The sequence below is a fragment of the Roseomonas sp. BN140053 genome (assembly GCF_047690175.1).
In the GTDB taxonomy this organism is placed as follows: domain Bacteria; phylum Pseudomonadota; class Alphaproteobacteria; order Acetobacterales; family Acetobacteraceae; genus Roseomonas.
Window position 1 is genome coordinate 119,884 of sequence record NZ_JBLLEB010000003.1, and the last position, 24,087, is coordinate 143,970.

18 protein-coding genes and 1 pseudogene are annotated in these 24,087 nt (G+C 70.5%); 11 read left to right on the forward strand and 8 right to left on the reverse strand.

Annotated elements, in window-relative coordinates:
* The first annotated feature begins 103 nt into the window (after positions 1–103).
* The 3 genes and pseudogenes from ACLIBK_RS04530 (at position 104) to ACLIBK_RS04540 (ending at position 3,372) form a co-directional block, all read left to right on the forward strand.
* Positions 104–1,348, forward strand: coding sequence for an MFS transporter (locus ACLIBK_RS04530; RefSeq protein WP_415386035.1), 1,245 nt, complete (start codon positions 104–106; stop codon positions 1,346–1,348).
* Between the two features lie 150 nt (positions 1,349–1,498).
* Positions 1,499–2,464: pseudogene (locus ACLIBK_RS04535) on the forward strand (IS1595 family transposase).
* A gap of 278 nt (positions 2,465–2,742) precedes the next feature.
* Positions 2,743–3,372, forward strand: a complete 630-nt coding sequence (locus ACLIBK_RS04540; RefSeq protein WP_415386036.1) for a hypothetical protein — start codon at positions 2,743–2,745, stop codon at positions 3,370–3,372.
* A 320-nt stretch (positions 3,373–3,692) separates the two neighbouring features.
* Here ACLIBK_RS04540 and ACLIBK_RS04545 read toward each other — a convergent pair whose 3' ends face one another.
* Both ACLIBK_RS04545 and ACLIBK_RS04550 read right to left on the reverse strand, forming a co-directional pair.
* Positions 3,693–4,247, reverse strand: a complete 555-nt coding sequence (locus tag ACLIBK_RS04545; protein ID WP_415386037.1) for a DUF2937 family protein — start codon at positions 4,245–4,247, stop codon at positions 3,693–3,695.
* A 36-nt stretch (positions 4,248–4,283) separates the two neighbouring features.
* The gene (locus ACLIBK_RS04550; RefSeq protein WP_415386038.1) at positions 4,284–5,570 is read right to left on the reverse strand and encodes an SGNH/GDSL hydrolase family protein; all 1,287 of its coding nucleotides are present in this window, start codon (positions 5,568–5,570) and stop codon (positions 4,284–4,286) included.
* Positions 5,571–5,731: 161 nt separating this feature from the next.
* Between ACLIBK_RS04550 and ahcY the strand changes: the two genes are divergently transcribed.
* The 4 genes from ahcY (at position 5,732) to ACLIBK_RS04570 (ending at position 8,414) form a co-directional block, all read left to right on the forward strand.
* On the forward strand, positions 5,732–7,168 hold the full coding sequence (gene ahcY / locus ACLIBK_RS04555; RefSeq protein WP_415386039.1) for an adenosylhomocysteinase: 1,437 nt from the start codon (positions 5,732–5,734) through the stop codon (positions 7,166–7,168).
* 40 nt (positions 7,169–7,208) lie between these two features.
* Positions 7,209–7,478 carry a DUF4149 domain-containing protein gene (locus ACLIBK_RS04560; RefSeq protein WP_415386040.1) on the forward strand — a complete coding sequence of 90 codons (270 nt, stop codon included), beginning with the start codon at positions 7,209–7,211 and terminating at the stop codon, positions 7,476–7,478.
* Positions 7,478–7,627, forward strand: coding sequence for a hypothetical protein (locus tag ACLIBK_RS04565; protein WP_415386041.1), 150 nt, complete (start codon positions 7,478–7,480; stop codon positions 7,625–7,627). Before ACLIBK_RS04560 ends, ACLIBK_RS04565 begins: the two co-directional genes overlap by 1 nt.
* 394 nt (positions 7,628–8,021) lie before the next feature.
* Positions 8,022–8,414 (forward strand): acyl-CoA thioesterase, encoded by a 393-nt coding sequence (locus ACLIBK_RS04570; RefSeq protein WP_415386042.1) that lies wholly within the window; start codon positions 8,022–8,024, stop codon positions 8,412–8,414.
* Between the two features lie 87 nt (positions 8,415–8,501).
* On the opposite strand, the gene ACLIBK_RS04575 is transcribed toward ACLIBK_RS04570, so the two are convergent.
* The 3 genes from ACLIBK_RS04575 to mutS form a co-directional block, all read right to left on the reverse strand.
* Positions 8,502–8,834: an FKBP-type peptidyl-prolyl cis-trans isomerase gene (locus ACLIBK_RS04575; protein WP_415386043.1), complete on the reverse strand. Its 333-nt coding sequence runs from the start codon at positions 8,832–8,834 to the stop codon at positions 8,502–8,504.
* Positions 8,835–9,000: 166 nt separating this feature from the next.
* Complete coding sequence (locus ACLIBK_RS04580; protein WP_415386044.1) at positions 9,001–11,766, reverse strand: [protein-PII] uridylyltransferase; 2,766 nt, start codon at positions 11,764–11,766, stop codon at positions 9,001–9,003.
* Positions 11,763–14,585 carry a DNA mismatch repair protein MutS gene (gene mutS, locus ACLIBK_RS04585; RefSeq protein WP_415386045.1) on the reverse strand — a complete coding sequence of 941 codons (2,823 nt, stop codon included), beginning with the start codon at positions 14,583–14,585 and terminating at the stop codon, positions 11,763–11,765. Before mutS ends, ACLIBK_RS04580 begins: the two co-directional genes overlap by 4 nt.
* Before the next feature lie 113 nt (positions 14,586–14,698).
* On the opposite strand from mutS, the gene ACLIBK_RS04590 reads away from it, so the two are divergent.
* Together ACLIBK_RS04590 and ACLIBK_RS04595 are read left to right on the forward strand one after the other, a co-directional pair.
* Entirely contained in the window at positions 14,699–17,011 is a 2,313-nt protein-coding gene (locus ACLIBK_RS04590; RefSeq protein ID WP_415386046.1) for an NADP-dependent malic enzyme, read from the forward strand.
* 594 nt (positions 17,012–17,605) lie between these two features.
* Positions 17,606–19,537, forward strand: coding sequence for a PAS domain S-box protein (locus ACLIBK_RS04595; protein ID WP_415386047.1), 1,932 nt, complete (start codon positions 17,606–17,608; stop codon positions 19,535–19,537).
* Between the two features lie 231 nt (positions 19,538–19,768).
* Here the strand turns inward: ACLIBK_RS04595 and ACLIBK_RS04600 are convergent, their stop codons facing one another.
* Positions 19,769–20,683, reverse strand: a complete 915-nt coding sequence (locus tag ACLIBK_RS04600; RefSeq protein WP_415386048.1) for an alpha/beta fold hydrolase — start codon at positions 20,681–20,683, stop codon at positions 19,769–19,771.
* Between the two features lie 11 nt (positions 20,684–20,694).
* On the reverse strand, positions 20,695–21,003 hold the full coding sequence (locus ACLIBK_RS04605) for a GIY-YIG nuclease family protein (RefSeq protein WP_415386049.1): 309 nt from the start codon (positions 21,001–21,003) through the stop codon (positions 20,695–20,697).
* 143 nt (positions 21,004–21,146) lie between these two features.
* Here ACLIBK_RS04605 and ACLIBK_RS04610 point away from each other — a divergent pair, with 143 nt between their 5' ends.
* Positions 21,147–21,755: a DUF2239 family protein gene (locus tag ACLIBK_RS04610; protein WP_415386050.1), complete on the forward strand. Its 609-nt coding sequence runs from the start codon at positions 21,147–21,149 to the stop codon at positions 21,753–21,755.
* A 231-nt stretch (positions 21,756–21,986) separates the two neighbouring features.
* On the opposite strand, the gene ACLIBK_RS04615 is transcribed toward ACLIBK_RS04610, so the two are convergent.
* The gene (locus ACLIBK_RS04615; protein WP_415386051.1) at positions 21,987–23,015 is read right to left on the reverse strand and encodes a Bug family tripartite tricarboxylate transporter substrate binding protein; all 1,029 of its coding nucleotides are present in this window, start codon (positions 23,013–23,015) and stop codon (positions 21,987–21,989) included.
* 126 nt (positions 23,016–23,141) lie between these two features.
* Between ACLIBK_RS04615 and sppA the strand changes: the two genes are divergently transcribed.
* Positions 23,142–24,077, forward strand: a complete 936-nt coding sequence (gene sppA / locus ACLIBK_RS04620; protein ID WP_415386052.1) for a signal peptide peptidase SppA — start codon at positions 23,142–23,144, stop codon at positions 24,075–24,077.
* Positions 24,078–24,087 lie beyond the last annotated feature (10 nt).

A 24,087-nucleotide genomic window follows, 5' to 3' on the forward strand; every position in this document is an offset into this window, starting at 1 on the left:
ACACCATGAACTGCCCGTGCGCTTCACTTGAACCCGGAAGCTTGGCCCCGCTTCTGGCAGGATGGCCCGGGTCGCCCCGGGAAGGGACGGGGAGAAGCGTCGCATGCAGCGGGTCGGGCGGGCGGAACGGGCGCTGGACGCGCTGAGCTTCTTCGTGTCCGACGCGCGCTACGGTCTGGGCGCCTTTCTGGGCGTTTATCTCATGACCGAGCACGGCTGGGACGCCGGCAGCATCGGCGCCGCGCTGTCCATCGGCGGGCTGACCGGGCTGGTGTCGCAGGCGCCGCTGGGCGCGCTGGTGGATGCCGTGCGCAACAAGCGCGCGCTGATCGCGGGGGCGACGCTGGTGGTCACGGCCACCTGCCTCGCGATCCCCTTCGCGCCGCGCTTCTGGCCGGTGGCGCTGGCCGGGCTGGTCGGCGCCCTGGCCGGCGTCACCATCGGGCCGACCCTGGCGGCCATCGGGCTGGGCGTGGTCGGGCCGGAGCGCTTCGCCCGCCGGGCCGGGCGCAACGAATCCCTGTTCCACCTCGGCGACGGCACGCTCAGCCTGATCATCCTGCTCACCGCGCCGTTCTTCGGCAGTTCGGTGCTGTTCGTGTCCATGGTGTTCACCGCCCTGGCCAGCGTGGCCGCCGCCGCGGCAATCCCGGCGGGGGCGATCAACCACGACCTCGCCCGCGGCTTGCTGCCCGACGATGTCAGGCACGCCGCACGGCCTTCCGCTTGGCGCGTGCTGCTGGAATCCCGCCCCCTGCTGATCTTCGCGGGCTGCGGCGCCCTGTTCCACCTGGCCAACGCCTCCATGCTCGGGCTGGTGTCGCAGAAGCTGGCGCTGGCGAATCTGGGGCAGGGCATCACCCTCACCGCGGCTTCCGCCATCGCGGCGCAGTCGGTGATGGTGCCGATGGCGGCGCTGGCCGGGGCGCGCACGGATCGCTGGGGGCGCAAGCCGCTGCTGCTGGCCGCCTTTCTGGCCCTGGCGCTGCGCGGGATGCTCTACACCCTGTCCGACAACACCGCCTGGCTGATCGCGGTGCAGCTGCTGGACGGGGTGGGGGCGGGGCTGATCGGCGCGCTGTTTCCGGTGGTGATCGCTGACCTGACGCGCGGCAGCGGGCATTTCGCGGCCGCCCAGGGCGTGGTGGGCACGGTGCATGGGATCGGCGGCGTGCTCAGCACCGCCATCTCCGGCCAGCTGGTGGTGCAGGCCGGCTACGACGCCACCTTCCTGACCCTGGCCGCAGTGGCGGCCCTGGGGGCGGCGCTGTTCTGGCTGTTCATGCCGGAAACCCGGGGGACGGGGCTGGCCACGGAGGGTCTGGCCGTGCCGCAGCCCGCGGCCTAGGAGTGGTTGCAGGCCGCGTCCGGGCCTTTCGGAAAGGCGGTTCGCCTTAATTTCTTACTTCCTTGCTGCGGGTCGCGCCAGTGAGGTCGTTTTTAGAATATAATCCTAAATTGTCTTTGACAAAGGCGGGCGTTCAGCTAGGTTCCTCCTATGGCGACCGACCTCTCCGATCCGATCTACAACGATGAGACTGCCGCCCGCATGCACCTTGAGGCGCAGCGCTGGCCGAACGGTCTCGTCTGCCCGCATTGCGGAGTGGAAGGCGAGGCGACGCGGCTTTCTGGCGAAGCGCACCGCGCCAGATGCTAGAATGCCGTGCTTGCCGCAAGCAGTTTTCTGTAACGGTCGGAACGGTATTTGAGCGCAGCAATGTTCCTTTACGTAAGTGGGTTTTGGCGGTTCACCTTCTGAGCGCGAGCAAGAAAGGTATTTCTTCGCGCCAGCTTTCCCGGATGCTGGGCGTCACCTACAAAACCGCTTGGTTTATGTCGCACCGTATCCGCAAAGCGATGGCGGGCAAAAACCCTGGCCCGATTGGCGGCAAGGGTAAGGTAATCGAGGCTGACGAGACCTATTAAGGCAAAGCTGAGAACGCCCGTGCCGTGGTTAAGCGCAAGTACCCGCCCACCAAGGGTGGTAAGTCCGGCCCCGGCGGAAAGCGTCCCATCGTGGCCCTGGTGGAACGCGGCGGCGATGTTTGCGCCGTCCATATGCCCAAAGTCTCGGCCAGAATGTCCGCGAAGTGCTGGTGAAAAACGCCGACCAAAAAAGCCGCTTGCACACAGACGAGAGCCGCCTTTGCATCAACGTAGGCGACGAATACTGGGAGCATGAGACGGTACATCACGCTTCCGGCGAATATGCGCGTGGCGACGTGAACACCAGTTCGGTTGAAGGCTTCTTCGGTGTTTAAGTGCGGTATGCGCGGCATCTACCAGCACTGCGGCGAGCAGCACATGCAGCGCTACCTCAACGAGTTCGCCTTCCGCCACAACACCCGCACGAAGCTTGGGTTCACGGACGGGGCGCGCCCTCATGACCCTGCGCGGTGTTGAGGGCAAGCGCCTGACTTATCGGCGGACTGCTTGGAGGAAGCGGCGAGCGAAGATTGGCTAGGGCGTGATTTTGGCTCGACAGGCAGTGCATCTCGCGTCGTATCCTTGGGTGTAGCGAGCATGCGCCGCAGAATTTCGTCACGCTTTTCGTCTTCAGAGCCCGGCATGGACAGCACCTTTGCGATCCCAAGAGATCCTAAACTAGCCTTTTCCGGCGCTCGGGCCAAAGTCGCTCGTGCTCAGAGACACATCTCTGAGCTTCAATGTGTTATCCGAGACTACTTGACGTCGAAATTCTATCGCTTTGTCTGTGAGCCGTACCAAGGAGGGGTGAATTATGTGCTCCGCTACGAGCCTCTCCAGAGGCCCCCCATTGAAATTCCCATGTGTGTGGGTGACGCGGTCCATAATCTGAGAGCCGCACTCGACTTCCTTATGAGTTATGTCATTGCCGGCGCTACAGGCGATGTTACCTACGTGCATTTCCCGCTCCACGACACCCGGAAAAACCTTGAGAATGCCGTCCAGGGCGTCCCGATAAACAAGGCCCCCGAAAAAATCAGAAATCTCATTCTCAACGAGCTGGACCCATGCAAAACTGGGAATTATGCCCTTTGGGCCCTCAACCGCTTGGACCGCATCGACAAACATAACTTTATCCTCCCCATGATCCCTATGGTCGGGATTACATTCTCCGGTCGCCCCCGCGATCCGGGTCGCACCGATGTTGGAGGAAGTTGGTACGCCGATTGCCACCTTAGCATTGTGGCTACAGAGCCGGGCGAGGACTTTGTTATGCCCCAGGCAATCGAATTCGAGGGCGATCCAAAGCCTTCCTTCGCGGTAAAATTTCCAAGAGGGGGGCCTTTTGAAGACGAGCCAGTTCTGGAAACGCTGATCCATCTTGCCCAGAGCGTTTCGAAAGTCATTGACGACTTCGAACGCATCCATGTGGCTAGCGGGACTTGAAGTGATGTCTGAGCCCGAACAAGCCATCTCCCCCTCCCTGCGAAACAAGGGACTTGTAGCCTAGCAGATACCTTCCTCAAAGGGATGATTAAGAAAATGTTCTTATAGCTTTAATGGGCCGGCGGTCAAGCTCGATCTGGGCCGTGGCAAATTCCGCGTTTTCTGACACTTTCGGCGCTTTGCGCCACATTCGGCCGGCGGCCGCTTCGCCCTCGCCTCCAGCACTGTTGCCCAGGCCGGTCGCTGCGGGCCCCCCCGGCTGTCCGGGCCGGTGCGGGAAGCACCTCCTGGCCGGGGGCGCCGGCGCCGGCCGCGCATGTTCACCGCACCGGCAGCTGCCGGTCACGCCGCGCCCGCCGACGGCCGAAGGGCGAGACCAGCGCCTGCGCCAGCAGCGACCCCGTGACCAGCCCTACCAGCCCGTAGATGGCCGCCGCGCTGCTCAGCACCACCTGCGGCGCGTGGGTTTCCACCGCCGTGCGCAGCACCGCGCGCTTGTCGCCCCGCCCGTCGGCCAGGATGTCCAGCACCGCCTCGATCGGCCGCAGCAGGGGCGGGGTGTCCAGCAGCCGCGCCTGGGTGTTGCGCAGCACGGCTTCCCGCTCCACCGATCCGACCAGGCCCTCGGCGTTGGAGGGTTCCACCGGGCGCAGGGCGGCGATCACCGCCTCGTCGGTGCTCTCACCCAGGCGGTAGTATTGCCGGGCGATCTCCTTGCGCCGCTCGATGTCGCGGCGGGCATCCTCGGCGATCTGCTGCAGCGCGGCGGCGTAGGCCGCCGTCACCGCCGGCACCTGCATGAACAGCAGCGCCAGGGCCAGCGCCAGCCCGAGCCGGACGGAATCCGCCAGCCAGCGCCCGATGAAACCTGCCATGCCTTTCCTGCCCCGCGTCGCGCCGCCCGCTGCGTTTCAGCCCACGCGGCGCAGCGTCGGCCGGCGGAACTTCACCACGCCGCTCGCCCCGCCGGGCATGCTGCTGACGAGGTTGATCTGCAGGCTGACGACCTGCCGCTGCGGCCCGGTTCCGGTGGGGGCGAGGAGCTGGTGCGGATCGGTCAGCAGCACGCCGCGCCGCGACCGTGCCGGCCCGACGATGTTGCCGTTGAAGGCGCAGAAGTCGCGGCTTTCGAAGCCCGGGGCGCCCGTGCCGGGCAGATCCCCCCAGCGCAGGCCGGGATCGGCGACGTTCACGGGGTCGAGCAGCTGGAACTCCACGGCCGCCCGCAGGCTCTCGCCCGGCGCGTAGCGCGCTTCGGCGAGCTCGACATGGCTGTTCAGGGAGATGGACTCGTTGGCCCCCTGCCGGCCGGTGATCGTGACCACCTGCCAGTCGCCCAGCCTGTCCGCCGCCGCTTCCTTGCTGCCCTCGACCAGGCCGATATTGCCGGGCTGGCTGGTCAGCAGCACCCAGCGATCCGCCACCTGCCCCGTCGCGCCGCCGATCGCGGCGCCGTCCGTGCCGCCCAGGCCGGGATTGTGCAGCTTGTTGCCGCCCGGCCGGGTGGCCGCGTCGAAACCGTCCTCCGGACCGGCATGCAGCGGCCAGCCCTCCGCCGGCAGCAGCGGGTCCAGCGCCGCGGCCAGGGCCAGGGCGGCGGCATCGGCGCCGGGGGTGGACTGGTGCACGCCGTCCTCGGTGAAGCCGGGGCGGGGACCGCCGGTGTCCGGGTCCAGCCAGGGCGTGAAGGTGTCCACGAACAGCACGCCCTCCCGCGCGGTGCAGTAGCCGCGCAGCCAGTGGTTCATGGCGCGCAGCTTCCGCTGCCCTTCTGCCGCGTCCTCCGGGGTGAAATAGGCGGGCCAGCTCGAGCGCGGCAGCACCGCCATCACCACCGTCAGGGCGAAGCGCGACCGGGCGCGGCCGAGGATGGCCTCGTAATTCGCGAAGGTGGTGTCCAGCGGCAGCCGCGCCGCGGCATCGTTGGTGCCGCCCAGAAAGGTGAGCGCCTGGGCCTCGGAAGCTTCCGCCGCGCCCATCCGCGCCAGCATCTGCCCGGTGGTATCGCCGCCCACGCCGAAATTCAGCGCCTGCCGGGAGTCCAGGCGCTGGCGCAGCTCGGCCCGCAGGCGGGTGAGGATGCCGTGGTTGTAAAGGCCGACGAAGCCGTCCTTGGCGCGGCCGTTCCGTGCCGTGATGCTGTCTCCCAGCGCGGCAAAGAGCAGATTCGGCGGCAGGAGTTCAGCAAATTGAGACATGCCGGACTGTTACCACCCCGCGTGTTTCCGCGCGACACCTTCCACAACCTTTGCCCGGGTCGGCCGGCAACATAAAGACATCCTTATGTCGCGTTCTCCCCTGGCCAAGCCGCCTCGCCGGTGATAGGCGCTCCCGCAACTCCGGAGCCATCAGAACCGCCATGCCCGATACCCACCTTTCCGCCCCGCAGAACCAGTCTCCCGGGGGCGACTTCAAGGTCCGCGACCTTTCCCTGGCCGATTGGGGCCGCAAGGAAATCGAGATGGCCCAGGACGAGATGCCGGGCCTGATGGCGATCCGCCGCGAGTTCGGCACCGACAAGCCCCTCACCGGCGCCCGCATCTCCGGCTGCCTGCACATGACCATCCAGACGGCGGTGCTGATCGAGACGCTCAAGGCGCTGGGCGCCGAGGTCCGCTGGTCGTCCTGCAACATCTTCTCGACCCAGGACCACGCCGCGGCCGCCATCGCCGCGGCCGGCGTGCCGGTCTTCGCCGAGAAGGGCGAGAGCCTGAAGGACTACTGGGACTACGTCCGCCGCACCATCGATTGGCCGGACGGCGAAACCCCGAACCTGCTGCTGGACGACGGCGGCGACATGACGCTGCTGGTCCACTACGGCCTGCGCGCCGAGCAGGGCGACACCGCCTTCCTCGACAAGCCCGGCAACGAGGAGGAGGAGGTCTTCTTCGCCCTGGTGAAGGACCTCGCCGCGACGCGTCCGGGCTGGTTCGCCAAGCTGGCCGCGTCCATCAAGGGCGTGTCGGAGGAAACCACCACCGGCGTGCACCGCCTCTACGTGATGGCGCGGGAAGGCAAGCTGCTGTTTCCCGCCATCAACGTGAACGACAGCGTCACCAAGTCGAAGTTCGACAACCTTTATGGCTGCCGTGAGTCGCTGGTGGACGGCATCCGCCGCGGCACCGACGTGATGATGGCCGGCAAGATCGCCTGCATCGCCGGCTACGGCGACGTGGGCAAGGGCTCCGCCGCCTCGCTGCGCAACGCCGGCTGCCGCGTCCTCGTCACCGAGATCGACCCGATCTGCGCCCTGCAGGCGGCGATGGAGGGCTACGAGGTGGTGACCATGGAGGATGCCGCGCCGCGCGCCGACATCTTCGTCACCGCCACCGGCAACGTCGACGTCATCACCGCCGACCACATGCGGGCGATGAAGCACCGCGCCATCGTGTGCAACATCGGCCACTTCGACAGCGAGATCCAGGTCGCGGCGCTGCGCAACTACAAGTGGACCAACGTGAAGCCGCAGGTGGACGAGATCGAGTTCCCCGACGGCAAGCGCCTGATCCTGCTGAGCGAGGGCCGCCTGGTGAACCTGGGCAACGCCACCGGCCACCCGAGCTTCGTGATGTCGGCGTCCTTCACCAACCAGGTGCTGGCGCAGATCGAGCTCTGGACCAACGCGGGCGCCTACAACAAGCAGGTCTACACCCTGCCCAAGCACCTCGACGAGAAGGTCGCCGCCCTGCACCTGGAAAAGGTGGGCGCCAAGCTCACCAAGCTGACCCCCGCCCAGGCCAGCTACATCGGCGTCGGCGAGAGCGGGCCCTTCAAGCCCGAGCCCTACCGCTACTGATGCCCGTCCGCGGCGGCTCATCCCCGATGGGCCGCCGCTGATGGCGGCGGCGATGGTGGCGGCGCTGTTTGCCACCGCCCTGATGCTGGGCGGCATGGTGTATTTCGCCGCCGGCGTCGCGCCACTGGTCTTCACCCGCCTGCCGCCCGAGCACGCCGGGCGCTTCATCCGGCAGGTCTTCCCGAACTACTACCTCTACGTGCTCGCCACGGCGGCCGCGTCCGGCGTGGCGCTGCTGCCCTCGCGCCCCGTGGATGCGTGGGCGATGTTGCTGGTGGCCGGTGCCACGGCCTGGCTGCGGCAGGGCTGATGCCCGCCATCAACGCCGCCTCCGACGCCGCGCAGGCGGGTGACGCGGCGGCAGCGCGCCGCTTCCAGCGCGGACACCGGCTGTCGGTCGCGGTGAACCTCGCGCAGATGATCGTGGGCGCCGTGGTGCTGGCGCGCTTCGTGGTCTGATCCGGGCGGGGCGAGGGGCTGCCCTCGGTCCGGGAGCTTGGGACCCTCGGGAGGGGAGAAGGAATTCTCCCCCTCCCGAACCCTCCCCCTCATCTTTTTTCGGGTTCGCTGCCGCGGTCGTGGTGACGACGCTGGGCGCGCCGGAGGGCTTGGCCCTCCGGCGAGGGCGACATCCGCCCGCGCTGACGGCGTGGCTGTTTTCTGGCCGCAGAGCGGCTGAGGCCTCCACCCGGACCCGGCAGCTCATGAAAAAAGATGAGGGAGGGTCTGGGAGGGAGAATTCCTTCTCCCTCCCAGGGCCACAGGCAACGAAGACCACACCCTGCGACCGGTCGTGTGGGGCCGGCCCCGCGCGCTATCCTGCCCGGGCCGCAACCCCCGCCACAGGACCACCATGCCGCCCAGCGACGACCCGCCCGCCTTTCCCGCCGGTTCCCCGGTGATCCGCACCGTGGCCATGCCGGCCGACACCAACCCGGCGGGCGACATCTTCGGCGGCTGGCTGATGGCGCAGATGGACCTCGCCGCCGGCAGTGCCGCCACCCGCCGTTCCCGCGGCCGCTGCGCCACCGTGGCGGTGGAAGCGATGAGCTTCCTGTCCCCGGTCAAGGTCGGCGACGAGGTCAGCCTCTTTGCCGAGGTGCTCGGCACCGGGCGCACCTCCCTGCGCATCCGCGTCGAGGCCTGGCGCCGCGAGCGCAACAGCGAGGCGACCAATCGCGTCACGGAGGCGGTCTTCACCTTCGTGGCGCTGGATGAGGCGGGGCGGCCGCGGCCGGTGCCCTGAAACAGGAAGGGAAGGTCGGGGGAAGGAATTCCCCCGAGCACCCATCTTTTTTCGGGGGTTGGGGTGGGCGTTCTGGCGCCGGCCGGTTCAGCCGACTTCCAGCAGTTCCACGTCGAACACCAGCGTCGCGTTGGGCGGGATCACCCCCCCGGCGCCGCGCGCGCCGTAGCCTAGCTCCGGCGGGATCACCAGCGTCCGCTGGCCGCCCACCCGCATGCCCGCCACGCCCTGGTCCCAGCCGGCGATCACCATGCCCTGGCCCAGCGTGAAGCGGAACGGGTCCCCGCGGTCGCGCGAGCTGTCGAACTTGCGGCCCTTGTTCTCGGGGGCGGAGGGGTCGAACAGCCAGCCCGTGTAGTGCACCGCCACGTCCTGGCCGCTGCGGGCTTCCTCGCCCGTGCCGATCTTGCTGTCCGTCATGCGCGCTGCTCGCTTTCCGATGGTGAGGAGAACCGATGCCGGCGCCGCGGCGCGAGGGCAAGGGCGGTCGGGGAAGGGAACTCCCGCCGCCACCCGAAGTTCCCGGGCTGCCCCGCACCGCGGCCGCCCCTCGGCGGGGCGAAGCCCGCCGCGGGGGGCGATCGCGTCAGGGCGTCGCGGCCACGGCGGCGGGGGTGTCCAGCGGCTGCGGCGTCAGCGCGCCCAGCAGCGCGTTGCGCAGGGTGGACAGCTTGCGCTCGTTCTCCACCTTCAGGCCGAACACGTCCTTGACGTAGAACACGTCCACCGCCCGCACGCCGTAGGTGGTGATATGGGCCGAGGCGATCTGCAGCCCCTGCTCGGAGATCGCGGCGGTGACGTCGTGCAGCAGGCCGGGCCGGTCGCGCGCGTTGACCTCGATCACCGTGTGGGTGGCGCTGGCGTGGTTGTCCAGCACCACCCGCGGCGGCACCGTCACGGCGCGCAGCCGCGACGGCTCGCGCCGAACCTTGCGGATCTCGGTGTTGAGCCGGATGGAGCCCGACAGCGCCTGCTCGATCAGCACTGACAGCCGCGCCAGGCGGTGCGGTGCGTCCAGCATGCCGCCCACCGCGTCCTGCACCCAGAAGGTGTCCAGCGCCATGCCGTTGGTCATGGTGTGGATGCGCGCGTCCACGATGGAGGCGCCGCCCAGCGCCAGCGCGCCGGCGATGCGCGAGAACAGCCCGGGATGGTCGGCGGCGTACACCGTCACCTCCGTCACCGCGCGCGCTTCCAGCACCCGCGTGCGCACCGTCAGCGGCGCACGGCCGTTCTCGGCCTCCCGCATCAGGCAGGCGTGGCGGGCATGGGTGGTGGCGTCGAAGCTCAGCCAGTAGCCGGGATAGCCGGCATGGAGGAAGCGATCCACGTCCTCCCGGGGCCAGCTGTCCAGCAGCGCCGCGGCGGCCTGCTTGGCGCGCGCCACGCGCACGTCGCGCTCGGGCACCGACAGGCCGCCGGCCAGCACTTCCGCCACGCGCCAGTACAGCTCGCGCAGCAGCGTGGCCTTCCAGCCGTTCCACACCTTGGGGCCCACGGCGCGCATGTCGGCCACGGTCAGCACCAGCAGCAGCCGCAGCCGCTCGGGCGACTGCACCACTTCCGCCAGGTCGAGGATGGTCTTGGGGTCGTCGATGTCGCGCTTGAAGGCGGTCTGGCTGACCAGCAGGTGGTTCAGCACCAGCCAGCTCACCGTCTCGGTTTCTTCCGGCGTCAGGCCCAGGCGCGGGCAGGTGTCCTGCGCGATGCGCGAGCCCAGCTCGGAATGGTCGCCGCCGCGGCCCTTGGCGATGTCGTGCAGCAGCGTCGCGGCATACAGTGCCCGGCGCGATTGCAACTGCCCGATCAGCTCGGCGGCCACCGGCGTCACGTCGCCCAGGCCCCCCTCGTCCAGCGAGTTCAGCACCGCGATCGCCTCGATCGTGTGCTCCTCGACGGTGTAGACGTGGTAGGTGTCGAACTGCATCAGCCCGACGATGCGCGCCCAGTCCGGCAGGTAGCGGCTGAGGAAGCCGACCTCGTTCAGCACCCGCAGCCAGCGCGCGGAATGCTTGCCCGTCAGGATGTCCAGGAACAGCGCCCCCGCCACCGGGTCGTCGCGCAGGCGCGCGGCGTGGCGGGCGTTGCGGATCAGCGCCCGGTGCGCCAGCGGGTGCAGCGTCAAACCGCCGTCGCGCACGCCGCGGATCAGCCGCAGCATGATGGCGGGGTCGGCGGCGATGTCGCGGTCGGGGGCGAAGAGCGCGCGGCCATCGGCCAGGGCGATGCCGGCCGCGGCCAGGGCCGGGCTTTCCACCGGCTGCAGCGCGGGGTTGCCCAGCACCGCGCGCTCGATCGCGGGTTCCAGCAGGCGGCTCAGGCGCACCACGTCGCGCGCGGTCAGGAAGAGGTGCTTCATGAAGCGCTCCACCCCGTCCTGCTTGCCGTGCCGGGTGTAGCCCATGCGGGCGCCCACCACGGGCTGCAGGTCGAAGGTCAGGCGCTCCTCGGCGCGGCCGGTGACGTAGTGCAGGTGGAAGCGCACCGTCCACAGGAAGTTCCAGGCGCGGCGGAAGGCGCGCGCCTCGTGCTCGGTCAGCAGGCCGCCGCCGGGGCTCTGCGGCCCCACCAGCTCGCCCATCTTCTGGATGCCGAAGCCGTAGCGCGCCAGCCAGTACATGGTCTGCATGTCGCGCAGGCCGCCGCGCCCTTCCTTCAGGTGCGGCTCCACCAGGTAGGGGCTGTCGCCGTAGCGGGCGTGGCGGGCGCGCCGTTCCTCCCGCTTGGCTTCCAGGAACTGCCCGATCCCCCAGGCCGCCCGCGCTTCCGCGAGGCGCGCCGAGAAGCGGTCGAACAGCGCGCGGTCGCCGATCAGGAAGCGGGCATCCAGCAGCGCGGTCTGCACCGTGGCATCGGCCCGCGCATCCTCGATGCACTCGTCGGCCGTGCGGGTGGCGTGGCCGACCTTCAGCCCGAGGTCCCACAGCAGGTAGAGCATGAACTCCACCGCCCGCCGCCCCGGCGCGTCCAGCGGCGCCTCGCTCAGGAACAGCAGGTCGATGTCGCTGAAGGGGGCCAGCACGCCGCGGCCGTAGCCGCCGGTGGCGGCCAGGGCGAAGGGCTGCGCCTCGGCCGCATGGCCCGACACCGCCAGGCTGTATTGCTGGATGGCGGCGATCACCCCGTCCATCAGCGTGCCCAGGCGGCGGCCGGCCACCAAGCCGGGCAGTTCGCCGGATTCGAAGCTTTCCTGCACCCCGGCCTGCACCCGGGCCAGGCGGCGCCGGATCAGCGACAGGGCCATGTCCCGCGACACCGGCCCGCCGGGCGGCAGCAGGGTTCCGGCCAGGAGCCGGAGGTCTTCGGGGGAAGCGGGCGGAAGCGTGTCGAGGAGGTCGCCGAGGCGTTTCATTGAGGAGAAGATAGGGCTTCACGTTCGCGCAAGACAGCGGGACTCTGGGCTTCGGCCAGGGATTTGAGCCGATAAAGCGCCTCCAGCGCCTCGCGCGGGGTCAGGGCGTCGGGGTCGATGGCCGCCACCGCCTCCCGCAGGGCCGAGTCGCTCCGGAACGTTTCGGATAGGTTATCGTCGGATTCCGCAATGGCCGGCTCGGCCGTTTCCGGCCCACCGCCGCCGCGGGAGGCCGCCAGCAGCGGCAGCTCCTCCGCCAGCGGGTCCAGCCCGCGGGCGCGCTCCTCCAGTGCGGCCAGCACTGCCTCGGCGCGGAGCAGCACCCCGCGCGGCACCCCGGCGAGGCGCGCCACGTGCAGCCCCCAGGAGCGTTCGGAGGCGCCGGGGGCGACGGTGTGCAGGAACACCACCTTGCCGCGGTGCTCGCGCACCTGCATCGCCGCGGGGGCCAGTTCCGGCAGCTTGCCGGCCAGCGCCGTGAGTTCGTGGAAGTGGGTGGCGAAGACGGCGCGGCAGCGCAGGCGGTCGTGCAGCGCTTCCAGCACCGCCCAGGCGATGGCCAAACCGTCCCAGGTGGCGGTGCCGCGCCCGACCTCGTCCAGGATCACCAGGGAGCGCGGCCCGGCCTGGTTCAGGATCACCGCCGTTTCGCTCATCTCCACCATGAAGGTGGAGCGGCCGCCGGCGATGTCGTCCGCCGCGCCGACGCGCGAGAAGAGCCGGTCCACCAGCCCGAAGCGGGCGCTTTCCGCCGGCACGAAGAGCCCGGCCTGGGCGAGCACCACCAGCAGCGCGTTCTGCCGCAGAAAGGTGGACTTGCCGGCCATGTTGGGCCCGGTCAGCAGGCACAGGCGCCGCCCAGCCGACAGGTCGCAGTCATTGGGCACGAAGGCCGGGCCGCGCGCCCGGCGCAGCGCCGCGTCCACCACCGGGTGGCGGCCGCCGCGCACGCGGAAGCCGGTGCCCTCCTCGATTTCCGGGCGGCACCAGCCGCCGCCGGCCGCCAGCTCGGCGGCGGCGGCCTGCACGTCCAGCTCCGCGACTGCCTCGGCGCTGCCGGCGATGGCCGGCGCGGCTTCCAGGCACAGGTTGCGCAGGTGCGCCACCACCCGGGCTTCCCGCCGCGCGGCTTCTTCCCGGGCGGAGGACAGCTTGCGATCCAGCTCCGCCAGGGCGGCGCAGGTGAAGCGGTGGGCGCTGGCCATGGTTTGCCGGTGGATCGGCGCCAGCGGGCCTTCCGCCGCCTTGGCCCGCAGCAGCGCTTCGCCCGCCGAGGCCGGCACTTCCGCGAGGTGGCCGAACTGCTGGTGGTGCCGCACCTTCAGGCTGGCCACGCCCCAGGCCTGGGCGAGTTCGCGCTGCAGTTCCAGGATCGCCTCGCGCGCGCCGTCGCGCAGGCGGCGCAGGGCGTCGAGCTGGCCGTCGAAGCCTGCCCCGATCACCCCGCCATCCTCCAGCCGCGCCGGCAGCTCGGCCGCCAAGGCGCGGGCCAGTTCGGCGCGGGGGGAAGCGTCCGGCAGCAGGGCGCGCGCGGCCCCGGCCAGCAACGGCGGCGGGGCCGGGTCGCGCAGCGCCTCGCGCATCGCTTCCGCCCGTTCCAGCCCGTCGCGCAGGGCGGCGAGGTCGCGCGGGTTGAAGCGGCCCACCGACAGCCGTGCCAGGGCGCGCAGCATGTCCGGCGCGCCGCGCAGGGCGGTGCGCAGCGCCGCGCGGGTGCGGGGCTGGTCCAGCAGGAAGCTCACGGCGTCGTGCCGCGCCGCGATCGGCCCGGCTTCCGCCCGCGGCGTCGCCAGGCGGGACGCGAGTTCCCGTCCGCCCGCCCCGGTCAGCGTGCGGTCCACCGCGGCGAAGAGGCAGTTGCCCACCTCGCCGCGCTCGGAGCGCAGGATTTCCAGCGAGCGCCGGGTGGCCGCGTCCATGCGCAGCGCGTGCGACTGGCCGCAGCTCTCGGGCGGGGAAAGGCGGGGCAGGGTGCCGCCATTGGCGGCGCGGGCGTAGTCCAGCGCGGTGGCCAGGGCCGCGACCTCGGCGGCGGCGAAGCTGCCGAAGCCGTCCAGGCTGTTGACGCCCCAGGCCTCGGCGGCACGGCGGGCGGCGTCGCGCGGCGGCGTGGCCTCGCGCAGGCGGTCCGCCATGACGGCCAGGGCGCCGCTGCCGATCAGCGCGGGGGGCGCCAGCACCTCGGCCGGTTCCAGCCGCGACAGCAGCGCCGCAGCCTCGGCGGGCGGCAGGGCCTCGGTGCAGACGCTGCCGGTGGAGACATCGATCCAGGCAGCGCCCAGCGTGTCCTCCGCCTCGGCCAGGGCCAGCAGCCAGGAGGGGCGGCCGCCTTCCAGCAGCGCTTCCTCCGTCACCGTGCCGGGGGACACCACCCGCACCACCTCCCTCCGGATGGTGGGGGCCTTGCGGGCCTTGGCTTCCTCCGGCGTTTCCATCTGGTCGCAGACCGCGACGCGGAAGCCGCGGCGCAGCAGCCGGGCCAGGTAGCTCTCGTGCGCGTGCGCCGGCACCCCCGCCATCGGCACGGGCTGGCCGTTGTGCTCGCCGCGCTGCGACACCGCGAGGTCCAGCACCGCGCCGGCGGTGACGGCATCCTCGAAGAACATCTCGAAGAAGTCGCCCAGGCGGAAGAACACCAGCGCGTCCGGGTGCGCGGCCTTGGCGGCGAACCATTGCGCCAGGGCCGGGGTGGCGCCGCGCGGGTCGCGGGCCGGGCTGCCGCCGGGGGCCGGATCGGGCTGCCGGCCGCCCGCGGCGGAACGGTCCGGGGCAGGCTCCCCGAGGACGGCTCCGGGGGTGGCGATGGAGGTGTCGGGCATGCCGGCGCAGCCTAGCCGCGCTTGCCGCAGTCGCGAAGCGTCCGGCTTTCCCGGAGGGCCCTCACCGGCCCATAAAGGGCCAACACGAGAGCAGCGGAACGGGAACGACCACCATGGACAATGCCACCAAGGGCGCCCCCCAGGATTCGCGCACCGCGCGCGTCACCGCCGAGGAAGCCCTGGCCCTGCATTCCGAGGGGCGGCCAGGCAAGCTGGAAATCCGCCTGACCAAGCCGCTGCTGACCGCGCGCGACCTCAGCCTGGCCTATTCGCCGGGGGTGGCGGAGCCCTGCCTCCACATCCACCGTGACCCCGCTTTGGCCTACGACTACACGGCCAAGGGCAACTTCGTCGCCGTGATCTCCAACGGCACTGCCGTGCTGGGCCTGGGCAACCTGGGCGCCCTGGCCTCCAAGCCGGTGATGGAGGGCAAGGCGGCGCTGTTCAAGCGCTTCGCCGACGTGGATTCCATCGACCTGTGCGTCAGCACGGAGGACGTGGACGAGTTCATCAACTGCGTCCGCTATCTCGGCCCCTCCTTCGGCGGCATCAACCTGGAGGACATCAAGGCCCCCGAGTGCTTCGTGATCGAGCAGCGGCTGCGCGAGCTGCTCGACATCCCCGTGTTCCACGACGACCAGCACGGCACCGCCATCGTGGCCGCGGCCGGGCTGATCAACGCCTGCCACCTGACGGGCCGCGACCTGCGTTCCACCAAGCTGGTGATCAACGGTGCCGGCTCGGCCGCCATCGCCTGCGCCGAGCTGGTGCGGGCCATGGGCATCCGGCCCGAGAACATCATCATGTGCGACACCAAGGGCGTGCTGTATCGCGGCCGCACCGAGGGCATGAACCAGTGGAAATCCGCCTACGCGGTGAACACGGAGGCCCGCACCCTGTCGCAGGCGCTGGACGGCGCCGACGCCTTCTTCGGCCTTTCCGTGAAGGGCGCGGTCACCCCCGACATGGTGCGCGCCATGGCCGACCAGCCGATCATCTTCGCCATGGCCAACCCCGACCCGGAGATCACCCCGGACGAGGCCCGCGCCGTGCGCCCGGACTGCATCGTCGCCACCGGCCGGTCCGACTATCCCAACCAGGTCAACAACGTGTTGGGCTTCCCCTTCATCTTCCGCGGCGCGCTGGACGTGCGCGCGTCCACCATCAACGACGCCATGAAGGTCGCGGCGGCCGAGGCGCTGGCCATGCTGGCGCGCGAGGACGTGCCCGAGGAGGTGGCCGGCGCCGGCGGCGGCTTCGCCCTGCGCTTCGGGCCGGAATACATCATCCCCAACGCCTTCGACCCGCGGCTGATCTCGCGCGTGTCGCCCGCGGTGGCCCGCGCGGCGATGGAATCCGGCGTGGCGCGCAAGCCGCTGGCCGACCCCGCGCGCTATGCCCGCGAGCTGGCCGGGCGCCTGGACGCTGCCGCCGGCGCGCTGGAGATGATCACCGAGCGCGTCAAGGCGAACCCGAAGCGCGTGGTCTTCGCCGAGGGCGAGGAGGAGAAGGTGATCCGCGCCGCCATCGCCTTCCGCAACGCCGGCTACGGCACCCCCGTGCTGGTGGGGCGCGAGGACCGCATCCACGCTTCCGTCGCGGGGCTGGGCATCCCGCTGCCGGAGGGCATCGAGATCCACAACGCCGCCCTGTCCGACCAGAACCGGCGCTACGCGGACTACCTGTACGGCCGCAAGCAGCGCGAGGGCTTCCTGTTCCGCGACTGCCAGCGCGCGGTGAACCTGGACCGCAACGTCTTCGCCTCCTGCATGGTGGCGCTGGGCGACGCGGACGCCATGGTCACCGGCACCACGCGCTCCTACTCGGCGACGCTGAAGGGCATCACCATCGCCATCGACCCGGCGAAAGCCGAAGGCGGCACGCCCGGCGTGCTGTTCGGCCTGACGCTGCTGCTGGCCCGGCGTTCCGGCACCGTGCTGATCGCCGACACCGCCATCCATGAGCGCCCGGATGCCGCCACCCTGGCCGCCATCGCCGTGGAATCCGCCGCCCAGGCCCGCCGCCTCGGGCTGGAGCCGCGGGTGGCCTTCCTGAGCTTCTCCAACTTCGGCGACCCGCGCGGCACCATTCCCGGTTCCGTGCGCGACGCGGTGAAGCTGCTGGACGAGCGCGGCGTGGATTTCGAGTACGACGGCGAGATGGCGGCGGACGTGGCGCTCGACCCCACGCTGCGCGTCCACTACCCCTTCTGCCGCCTGACCGGCCCGGCCAACGTGCTGGTGATGCCCGGCCTGCACGCCGCCCACATCCTGTCCAAGGCGGTGCCGCGCCTGACCAGCGCCACCACCATCGGCCCCCTGCTGATCGGCCTGAGCAAGCCCGCCCAGATCGTGCCCATGGAAGCCAGCGTGAACGCCATCCTGGACATGGCCTGCCTCGCCGCCCACGCCGCCGCGGGGCGCTGACGTCCTTCGCCCATCCCTGCGGGTTCGCCGGCGGGTGGGCGCTTTCCGGCCCGGCGGTCGGTTCGGGGCGGGCCAGGGTGGTCGGCGGGGGCGTTGGTTGACCCCTTCGCACGGGGCGCTGCCCTCTGCACCCCAGGCAAAGGCTTCTCCTTTGCCTGCGCCGGGGACCTCGTAGGTCCCCGGACCCCGCCGTGAGTTGGCGCTCGTGGAACCGGGGTCACTTCGCAGGCGTAGCCGCCGCGAAGTGACCCCGGTTCCACGAGCGCCACACTTTTACGAACGGGAGGTCCAGGAACATCAGGTTCCTGGCGGGGGAGCGCGAGGGGGCAGAGCCCCCTCGTGGGTCCCCCAGCACCACGCCGGACACCGCGTTCCGCCCCGAACCGCCGGCTAGGGCCGGAAAGCGCCCACCCCCACCGGCCCTGGGGTGGGCGGGGCGCGGGCGGCGGGGCAGTATGGAGGGAGGCTTGACGCAGGGCTGCAGGCGCGGCGCTTGTGCAAGCGGGGAGGGGGCGCTTAACCCTGCCTGGGCGATGAAGAGCGGACGTGGCCGGGTTGGATCCTGCCGACCAAGGGTTCAGGGGAACGGGGCGAGTGTCTTCACCGGTGAATGCCTACGAACTGCTGATCCGAAGCGTGGTGGACTACGCCATCTACATGCTCGATCCGACCGGCCGGGTGGTCAGCTGGAATCCCGGGGCGGAGCGCATCAAGGGCTACGCGGCCGAGGAAGTGATCGGCGAGCATTTCTCTCGCTTCTACACGGCGGAGGACCGGGCGGCCGGGATTCCCTGGGACGCGCTGCGGATCGCCGCCGAGACCGGCCGCTTCACCGCGGAAGCCTGGCGCATCCGCAAGGACGGCAGCCGCTTCTGGGCGATGGTGGTGATCGACCCCGTGCGCCAGGACGGCGAGCTGATCGGCTTCGCCAAGATCACCCGCGACATGACCGAGCAGCGGGCCGCGCAGCTCGCGATGCTGGAAAGCGAGCGCCGCTTCCGCCTGCTGGTGGAGGGCGTCACCGACTACGCCATCTACATGCTCGACCCCCAGGGCCACGTCACCAACTGGAACGCGGGCGCCGAGCGGATCAAGGGCTACCTCCAGGCCGAGATCGTGGGCGAGCATTTCTCGCGCTTCTACACGCCCGAGGAGCACGAGGCCGGCGTGCCCGCGCGGGCGCTGGAAACCGCCCGCCGCGAAGGGCGCTACGAGGCCGAGGGCTGGCGCCGGCGCAAGGACGGCAGCCGCTTCTGGGCCAGCGTGGTGATCGACGCCATCTACGACGCGGGCGAGCTGATCGGCTTCGCCAAGATCACCCGCGACCTGTCGGAGCGGCGCGAAGCGCAGCTGCAGCTGGAGCAATCACGCGAGCAGCTGTTCCAGGCGCAGAAGATGGAGGCCGTGGGCCACCTCACCGGCGGGCTGGCGCATGACTTCAACAACCTGCTCACCGGCATCACCGGCAGCCTGGACCTGCTCAAGGCGCGGGTGGCGCAGGGCCGCATCGGCGACCTGGACCGCTACATCACCGCGGCGCAGGGGGCGGCCAGCCGGGCCGCGGCGCTGACGCACCGGCTGCTGGCCTTCGCGCGGCGGCAAACGCTGGACCCCAAGCCCACCGACCCGAACCGGCTGGTGGCCGATATGGTGGAGCTGATCCAGCGCACGGTGGGGCCGGAGATCCAGGTGGAAACGGTGCTCGCCACCGGGGTGTGGCCGACGCTGTGCGACCCGAACCAGCTGGAGAACGCGATCCTCAACCTCAGCATCAACGCGCGCGACGCCATGCCCGATGGCGGGCGGCTGAGCATCGAGACCAGCAACACCTGGCTGGACGACCGCGCCGCCCGCGCGCGCGACATGCCGCCGGGCCAGTACGTCGCGGTCAGCGTGTCCGACACGGGAAGCGGCATGCCGCCCGAGGTGGTGGCGCGGGCCTTCGACCCCTTCTTCACCACCAAGCCGATCGGCCAGGGCACCGGGCTGGGCCTGAGCATGATCTACGGCTTCGCCAAGCAGTCGGGCGGGCAGGTGCGGATCCACTCGGCGCCGGGGATGGGCACCACCGTGCGCATCCTGCTGCCCCGGCACCGCGGCGCGGCGGAAGCCGAGGAGGCGCCCGCCGAACTGGCCGCCGCACCCCGCGCCGAGCAGGGCGAAACGGTGCTGGTGGTGGATGACGAGCCCACCGTGCGGATGCTGGTGACGGAGGTGCTGGAGGAGTTGGGCTATGCCGCGATCGAGGCGGCCGACGGCGCCGGGGGGCTGCGGGTGCTGCAGTCGGACGTGCGGCTGGATCTGCTGATCACCGATGTCGGCCTGCCCGGCGGCATGAACGGCCGCCAGATGGCCGATGCGGCGCGACAGACGCGGCCCGGACTGCGCGTGCTGTTCATCACCGGCTATGCGGAGAACGCCGTGGTGGGCAGCGGCCGGATGGAGCCGGGCATGCACGTGCTGACCAAGCCCTTCGCGCTGGACATGCTGGCCAGCCGGATCAAGGCGATCATCACCGGCGGCTGAGGCGGGGCGCGGCGCTGCCGTGCCGTGGGAAGGTGGCCCCGCCTGTCCGGGCGATGCCGCCCTGCACCGATCCGGTCCGGGGCGAAAACCTCGATCGGTGAGGGCTGCTACCGACCCAAACCGGACTGTTGCGACGGTAATTCGGACGGCCGGGTCTGGCCGTAAACGGCAGTTCCGCTTCGGGCGGAACACTCGGGAAAGCGGCCGCCGAACCCTCGGGTGGAGGCGTTCCTATTCACCAAGTGCCGCTATATCTGAACGACGGGCGGTTCGCTCGATCGCATCGGCGATGGTCCGGTACAGGGGCGGGGGCAGATCGTGCCCCATCCCTTGGATCGGTAGCCATTCCGCGCCGGGGATGGACGCTGCGGTATCCTCCCCGCATGCGAGCGGAAACAGGGCATCATCCGTTCCGTGCACGACAAGGGTCGGCACCCGGATCACCGATAGCCTGGTTCGCCGATCACCGGAAAGTGCGATCGCGGCGAGTTGCCGCCCGAAGCCGCCTCGGACGTAACCGCGGCGCAGTTCCGCGCCGATGAGCGTCCGGTGCGCCTCTTCGTCCAGAGGGTAGGAACTTCCGGCGATCCGCTGCGCGAAGGTGACGGTACGTTCGATGAAGCCTGCCTCGTCCAAAGCCGGATCGGGTGTTGGGCGCACCATCAATGCCATTGCATCGGGTGCGGCCGATGGCAGGCCCGGATTGCCCGAACTCGACATGATCGAGGTGAGGGATCGCACGCGCGAGGAGTGCTCGCTCGCCATGATCTGCGCGATCATGCCTCCCATCGAGCGGCCGACGACGTGGGCTCGGCGGATGGAAAGGGCGTCGAGCAGGCTGACCGCGTCCAAGGCCATGTCGTCGAGCGTGTAGGCGAGATCCGGTCGTCGCCCTTCGGCGAGCGCCGCGGCCAAGGTCCCGAAATCCATCGCGCCGTGCTCGGTGAAGTGCGTCGACTGTCCCGTGTCGCGGTTGTCGAACCGCACGACGCGATAGCCGCGCGCGGCCAACTCGGCGCAGAAAGGGTCAGTCCAGCGGATCATCTGCGTGCCGAGCCCGGCGATCAGAAGGATCGTCTCGGACGCCTCGTCGCCGAAGCTGTCATAGGCCAGGGTGTTGCCGTTGGCCGCAACGCTGGCCGACATGCGCTCCGGGTTCAAATCCGGACAGCCCGGAGTTGCTCCACCCAATGGGCCAGGCGCGCTCTCATCACCCGGTCCCGAACGTGGCCGATCGCCTCCTCATCCAGCCGCTCGACGACCTCGAAGCTGAAAGCCTCGGCTCCATGAGCGTTCCAGGTGCTCTGGAGCGAACGGTGCGGGTGTGTGCCCTGCCGAAGCGTGAACCAGAGGCGATTCCGGATCGTGGACAGGTCGGGCGCACTGCCGACCCAGACGTCTCCGGACGTCGCGCAGCGGACGGCGTAGATCCCGCCCTCGACCTTCCGCTCCTTGTAAGCGCTCACGGCCGCCCTTCGGTCCTCGTGTCTCATCGGGTGCCCTCAACGTTCAGAGCAACGCTATCCAGGCGAGCGGCGGTCCACAATATCACCCGGGTAAAATTGACGGTCGAGGCAGCACCGGGTAGGGAGGGCGGAGCGGAGGGGCCATGTCGGACGTTTCGGAGAGGACTTGCACGGCGTTCGTGGGCATGCGGCAGCTCGCCAGCGGTGCACTGATCGACGTGGCTCTCGCGGTGAAGGCGAAGCAGGCGGAAGGAGGAGGCGAGCCGATCCTGGCCTTCGATGACGGATCGGGCGCTGTCATCGACTTCGACCTGCGTGGAACCACAGCGGACATCGCGGAGAGGCTTGCGGAACGTGAAGGGGCGGGAAGCCTCGCGACCGGTATTCAGGGTGGGCCGGGCATCGAGCCTCCTGCAAGGACGCGCGGTCGCCCAAAGCTGGGCGTTACTGCACGTGAGGTGACGCTACTCCCTCGGCAGTGGGAATGGCTGGCGTCCCAGCCGGGGGGCGCATCACAGGCATTGCGGCGCCTCGTCGATGAAGCGCGGCGGGCGGATGGCGGTAAGACACGGGCAAGGGCAGCCCGAGAGGCCGCCTACCGCTTCCTTTCGGCCTTGGCTGGCGATCTGCCCGGGTTCGAGGAGGCAATCCGGGCACTCTTCGCCGGAGATGCCCAAGGCTTTGCCGACCACATGAAAGCCTGGCCTTCGGACGTCCGAAACCACGCGCTGAAGCTTGCGGCGCTCATCTGAGTAGACCGGCGGCGAACGGCCCGGATATGCTTCTGAAACAACGTCGCCGCTTCAGGGCTACCGCGCGGGAAGCCGAACGACCGCCTGCCATCTAACCGGGACCACGTCCGCTTTCCGGAAGGCGACAACGCCACGCGAACCGCCGAGATGGGCGCGAAGTAGCCGCTGGCGCCGTAGGATGGCAATGTTCGCTCCCCACCCACCCCAGTCGTGCTTGGCTAGGTTTTCACCCTAGCGTTCCAGCCGGATGTTCACGGTGCGCGCCACCGCGCCCCATTTCTCGAACAGCGCTTCCACCTCGGCCCGCAGCGCTTCCGGCCCGCCCGGCGAGGGGATCAGGTAGAGCGCCGCGAGGCGCTGCTGCACGTCGGGCATGGCAGTGATCCGCAGCAGCGCGTCGGCCAGCTTGTTCACCACCGGCTGCGGCGTGCCGCGCGGGGCGAAGAGCGCCGACCAGGCGTCGATGGTGATCTCGGGGAAGCCCAGCTCCGTCATGGTGGGGACGTCCGGCAGGTTGGGCAGCCGCCGGGCGGAGGTCACGGCCAGGGCGCGCAGCCGCCCGCCCTCGATCCCCGGCATCTGCGACCCGCCTTCCGACAGGGTCATGGTGACCTCGTTGTTGGCCACCGCGTTGGCGGAATCGCCCGAGCCGCGATAGGCCACGTAGGTGAAGCTGGTGCCGGCGCGCAGGTTCAGCAGTTCCGTGGCGAACTGGAAGGCGGCGGTGGAAGCGCCATAGGTCATCCGGCCGGGCTGCGCCTTGGCCGCGGCGATCAGCTCCGCGAAGGTGCGGTAGGGGCTGGAAGCCGAAACGCTGAGCAGCAGCGGCAGGCCGAGCAGCTTGGCCACCGGCACCAGGTCGCGCCGGGAATCGTAGGGCAGGCGGTCATAGGTGAGGGCGTTGAACACGATCGGCCCCAGCGAGCCCATCAGCAGCGTGTAGCCGTCCGGGGCGGCGTGCACCACGGCCTCCGTGCCCACGATGCCCTGGGCGCCGGAGCGGTTCTCCACCACCACGGGCTGGCCCAGCAGCTCCGTCAGCTTGCTGCCGTACAGGCGGGCGAGGACGTCGTTGGTGCCGCCGGGGGCATAGGGCATCACGATGCGGATCGGCCGGTCGGGGAAATTCGCCGCGGCATCCGGCCCGGCGGCGCCCGGGGCAGGGCCCGGGACCGTGCCGGCACCCTGCGCCGCCGCGCGGCGCGGCGCGGCCAGCATCGCGGCGCCCAGCGCGCCGAGCAGGTGGCGTTTGTTCATCATGCGCGTATTCCCCCCGTGGATTTTGGCCCAGCAGGCCAGCCGCACCGGGCCGGTGCAAGGGGAAAGCGCGCATGTCCCGCGCCGCCACCCCTGGCGCCGGCGGGCGGGCGGCGGCACATAGCGCCCATGGCCATGGACCCCGACGCCCTGCTCGACCGCCGCCGGCTCAAGCGCTCCCGCGCCCTGTGGCGCGGCGGCGCGGTGCTGGCCGCCCTGCTGGCGGTGGCGGCCTGGGCCGGCACGGTCGGCCCGGCCGGCAAGGCGACCGGCTTCGGGCGCTCCCCCGTGGTGCGGCTCACCGTGGCCGGCACCATCACGGAGGACCGCGAGGTGATCGAGGCGGTGGACGCCGCCGCGCGCGACAGCTCCGTGCGCGCCCTGATCCTGGCGGTGAACAGCCCCGGCGGCACGGTGGGCGGCGGCGAGGCGATCCACGCGGCGCTGAGCCGCTTCCGCGATGCGGGCAAGCCGGTGGTGGCCACCATGGGCGGCACCGCGGCCTCGGCCGGCTACATGATCGCCATGCCGGCGGAGCGCATCTTCGCCCGGGACTCGACGCTGACCGGCTCCATCGGCGTGCTGCTGCAGTCCTTCAACATCGAAGGGCTGCTGGCCACCGTGGGGGTGCGGGCGGAGACGCTGACCTCCGGCCCGCTCAAGGCGCAGCCCAGCCCCTTCGCGCCGCTGAGCGAGGAAGGGCGGCGGGTGCTGCAGGGCGTGATCGCCGACCTGCACGGCCGCTTCGTCCACATGGTGGCCGAAGGGCGCCGCCTGCCGGAGGAGCGGGTGCGCGAGTTGGCGGACGGGCGGGTCTATTCCGGCCACCAGGCGCTGGGCCTGGGGCTGGTGGACGCCATCGGCGGCGAGCGCGAGGCGCGCGCCTGGCTGCGGGAGAAGCACGACATCCCCGAAAGCCCCACGGCGCGCGAACTGGACACCACCGGCGGCCCCGGCCTGTCGCGCCTCCTCACCGGCATGGTGCAAACCGTTGTTTCCGAAGGGCTTGCCCGGCTGGGCCTCGTTGACGGGGCGGTTGCTCTTTGGCAGCCTTCGCTTCGGTGAGCAGGGTGGG

Bases quoted from the DNA above. Each gene is read 5' to 3' on its own strand.
- ACLIBK_RS04550 (WP_415386038.1), bottom strand. From the start codon at position 5,570: ATGTCTCAATTTGCTGAACTCCTGCCGCCGAATCTGCTCTTTGCCGCG.
- ahcY (WP_415386039.1), top strand. From the start codon at position 5,732: ATGCCCGATACCCACCTTTCCGCCCCGCAGAACCAGTCTCCCGGGGGC.
- sppA (WP_415386052.1), top strand. From the start codon at position 23,142: ATGGCCATGGACCCCGACGCCCTGCTCGACCGCCGCCGGCTCAAGCGC.
- ACLIBK_RS04575 (WP_415386043.1), bottom strand. From the start codon at position 8,834: ATGACGGACAGCAAGATCGGCACGGGCGAGGAAGCCCGCAGCGGCCAG.
- ACLIBK_RS04590 (WP_415386046.1), top strand. From the start codon at position 14,699: ATGGACAATGCCACCAAGGGCGCCCCCCAGGATTCGCGCACCGCGCGC.
- mutS (WP_415386045.1), bottom strand. From the start codon at position 14,585: ATGCCCGACACCTCCATCGCCACCCCCGGAGCCGTCCTCGGGGAGCCT.
- ACLIBK_RS04570 (WP_415386042.1), top strand. From the start codon at position 8,022: ATGCCGCCCAGCGACGACCCGCCCGCCTTTCCCGCCGGTTCCCCGGTG.
- ACLIBK_RS04610 (WP_415386050.1), top strand. From the start codon at position 21,147: ATGTCGGACGTTTCGGAGAGGACTTGCACGGCGTTCGTGGGCATGCGG.
- ACLIBK_RS04615 (WP_415386051.1), bottom strand. From the start codon at position 23,015: ATGATGAACAAACGCCACCTGCTCGGCGCGCTGGGCGCCGCGATGCTG.
- ACLIBK_RS04600 (WP_415386048.1), bottom strand. From the start codon at position 20,683: ATGTCGGCCAGCGTTGCGGCCAACGGCAACACCCTGGCCTATGACAGC.
- ACLIBK_RS04560 (WP_415386040.1), top strand. From the start codon at position 7,209: ATGGCGGCGGCGATGGTGGCGGCGCTGTTTGCCACCGCCCTGATGCTG.
- ACLIBK_RS04565 (WP_415386041.1), top strand. From the start codon at position 7,478: ATGCCCGCCATCAACGCCGCCTCCGACGCCGCGCAGGCGGGTGACGCG.
- ACLIBK_RS04530 (WP_415386035.1), top strand. From the start codon at position 104: ATGCAGCGGGTCGGGCGGGCGGAACGGGCGCTGGACGCGCTGAGCTTC.
- ACLIBK_RS04580 (WP_415386044.1), bottom strand. From the start codon at position 11,766: ATGAAACGCCTCGGCGACCTCCTCGACACGCTTCCGCCCGCTTCCCCC.
- ACLIBK_RS04545 (WP_415386037.1), bottom strand. From the start codon at position 4,247: ATGGCAGGTTTCATCGGGCGCTGGCTGGCGGATTCCGTCCGGCTCGGG.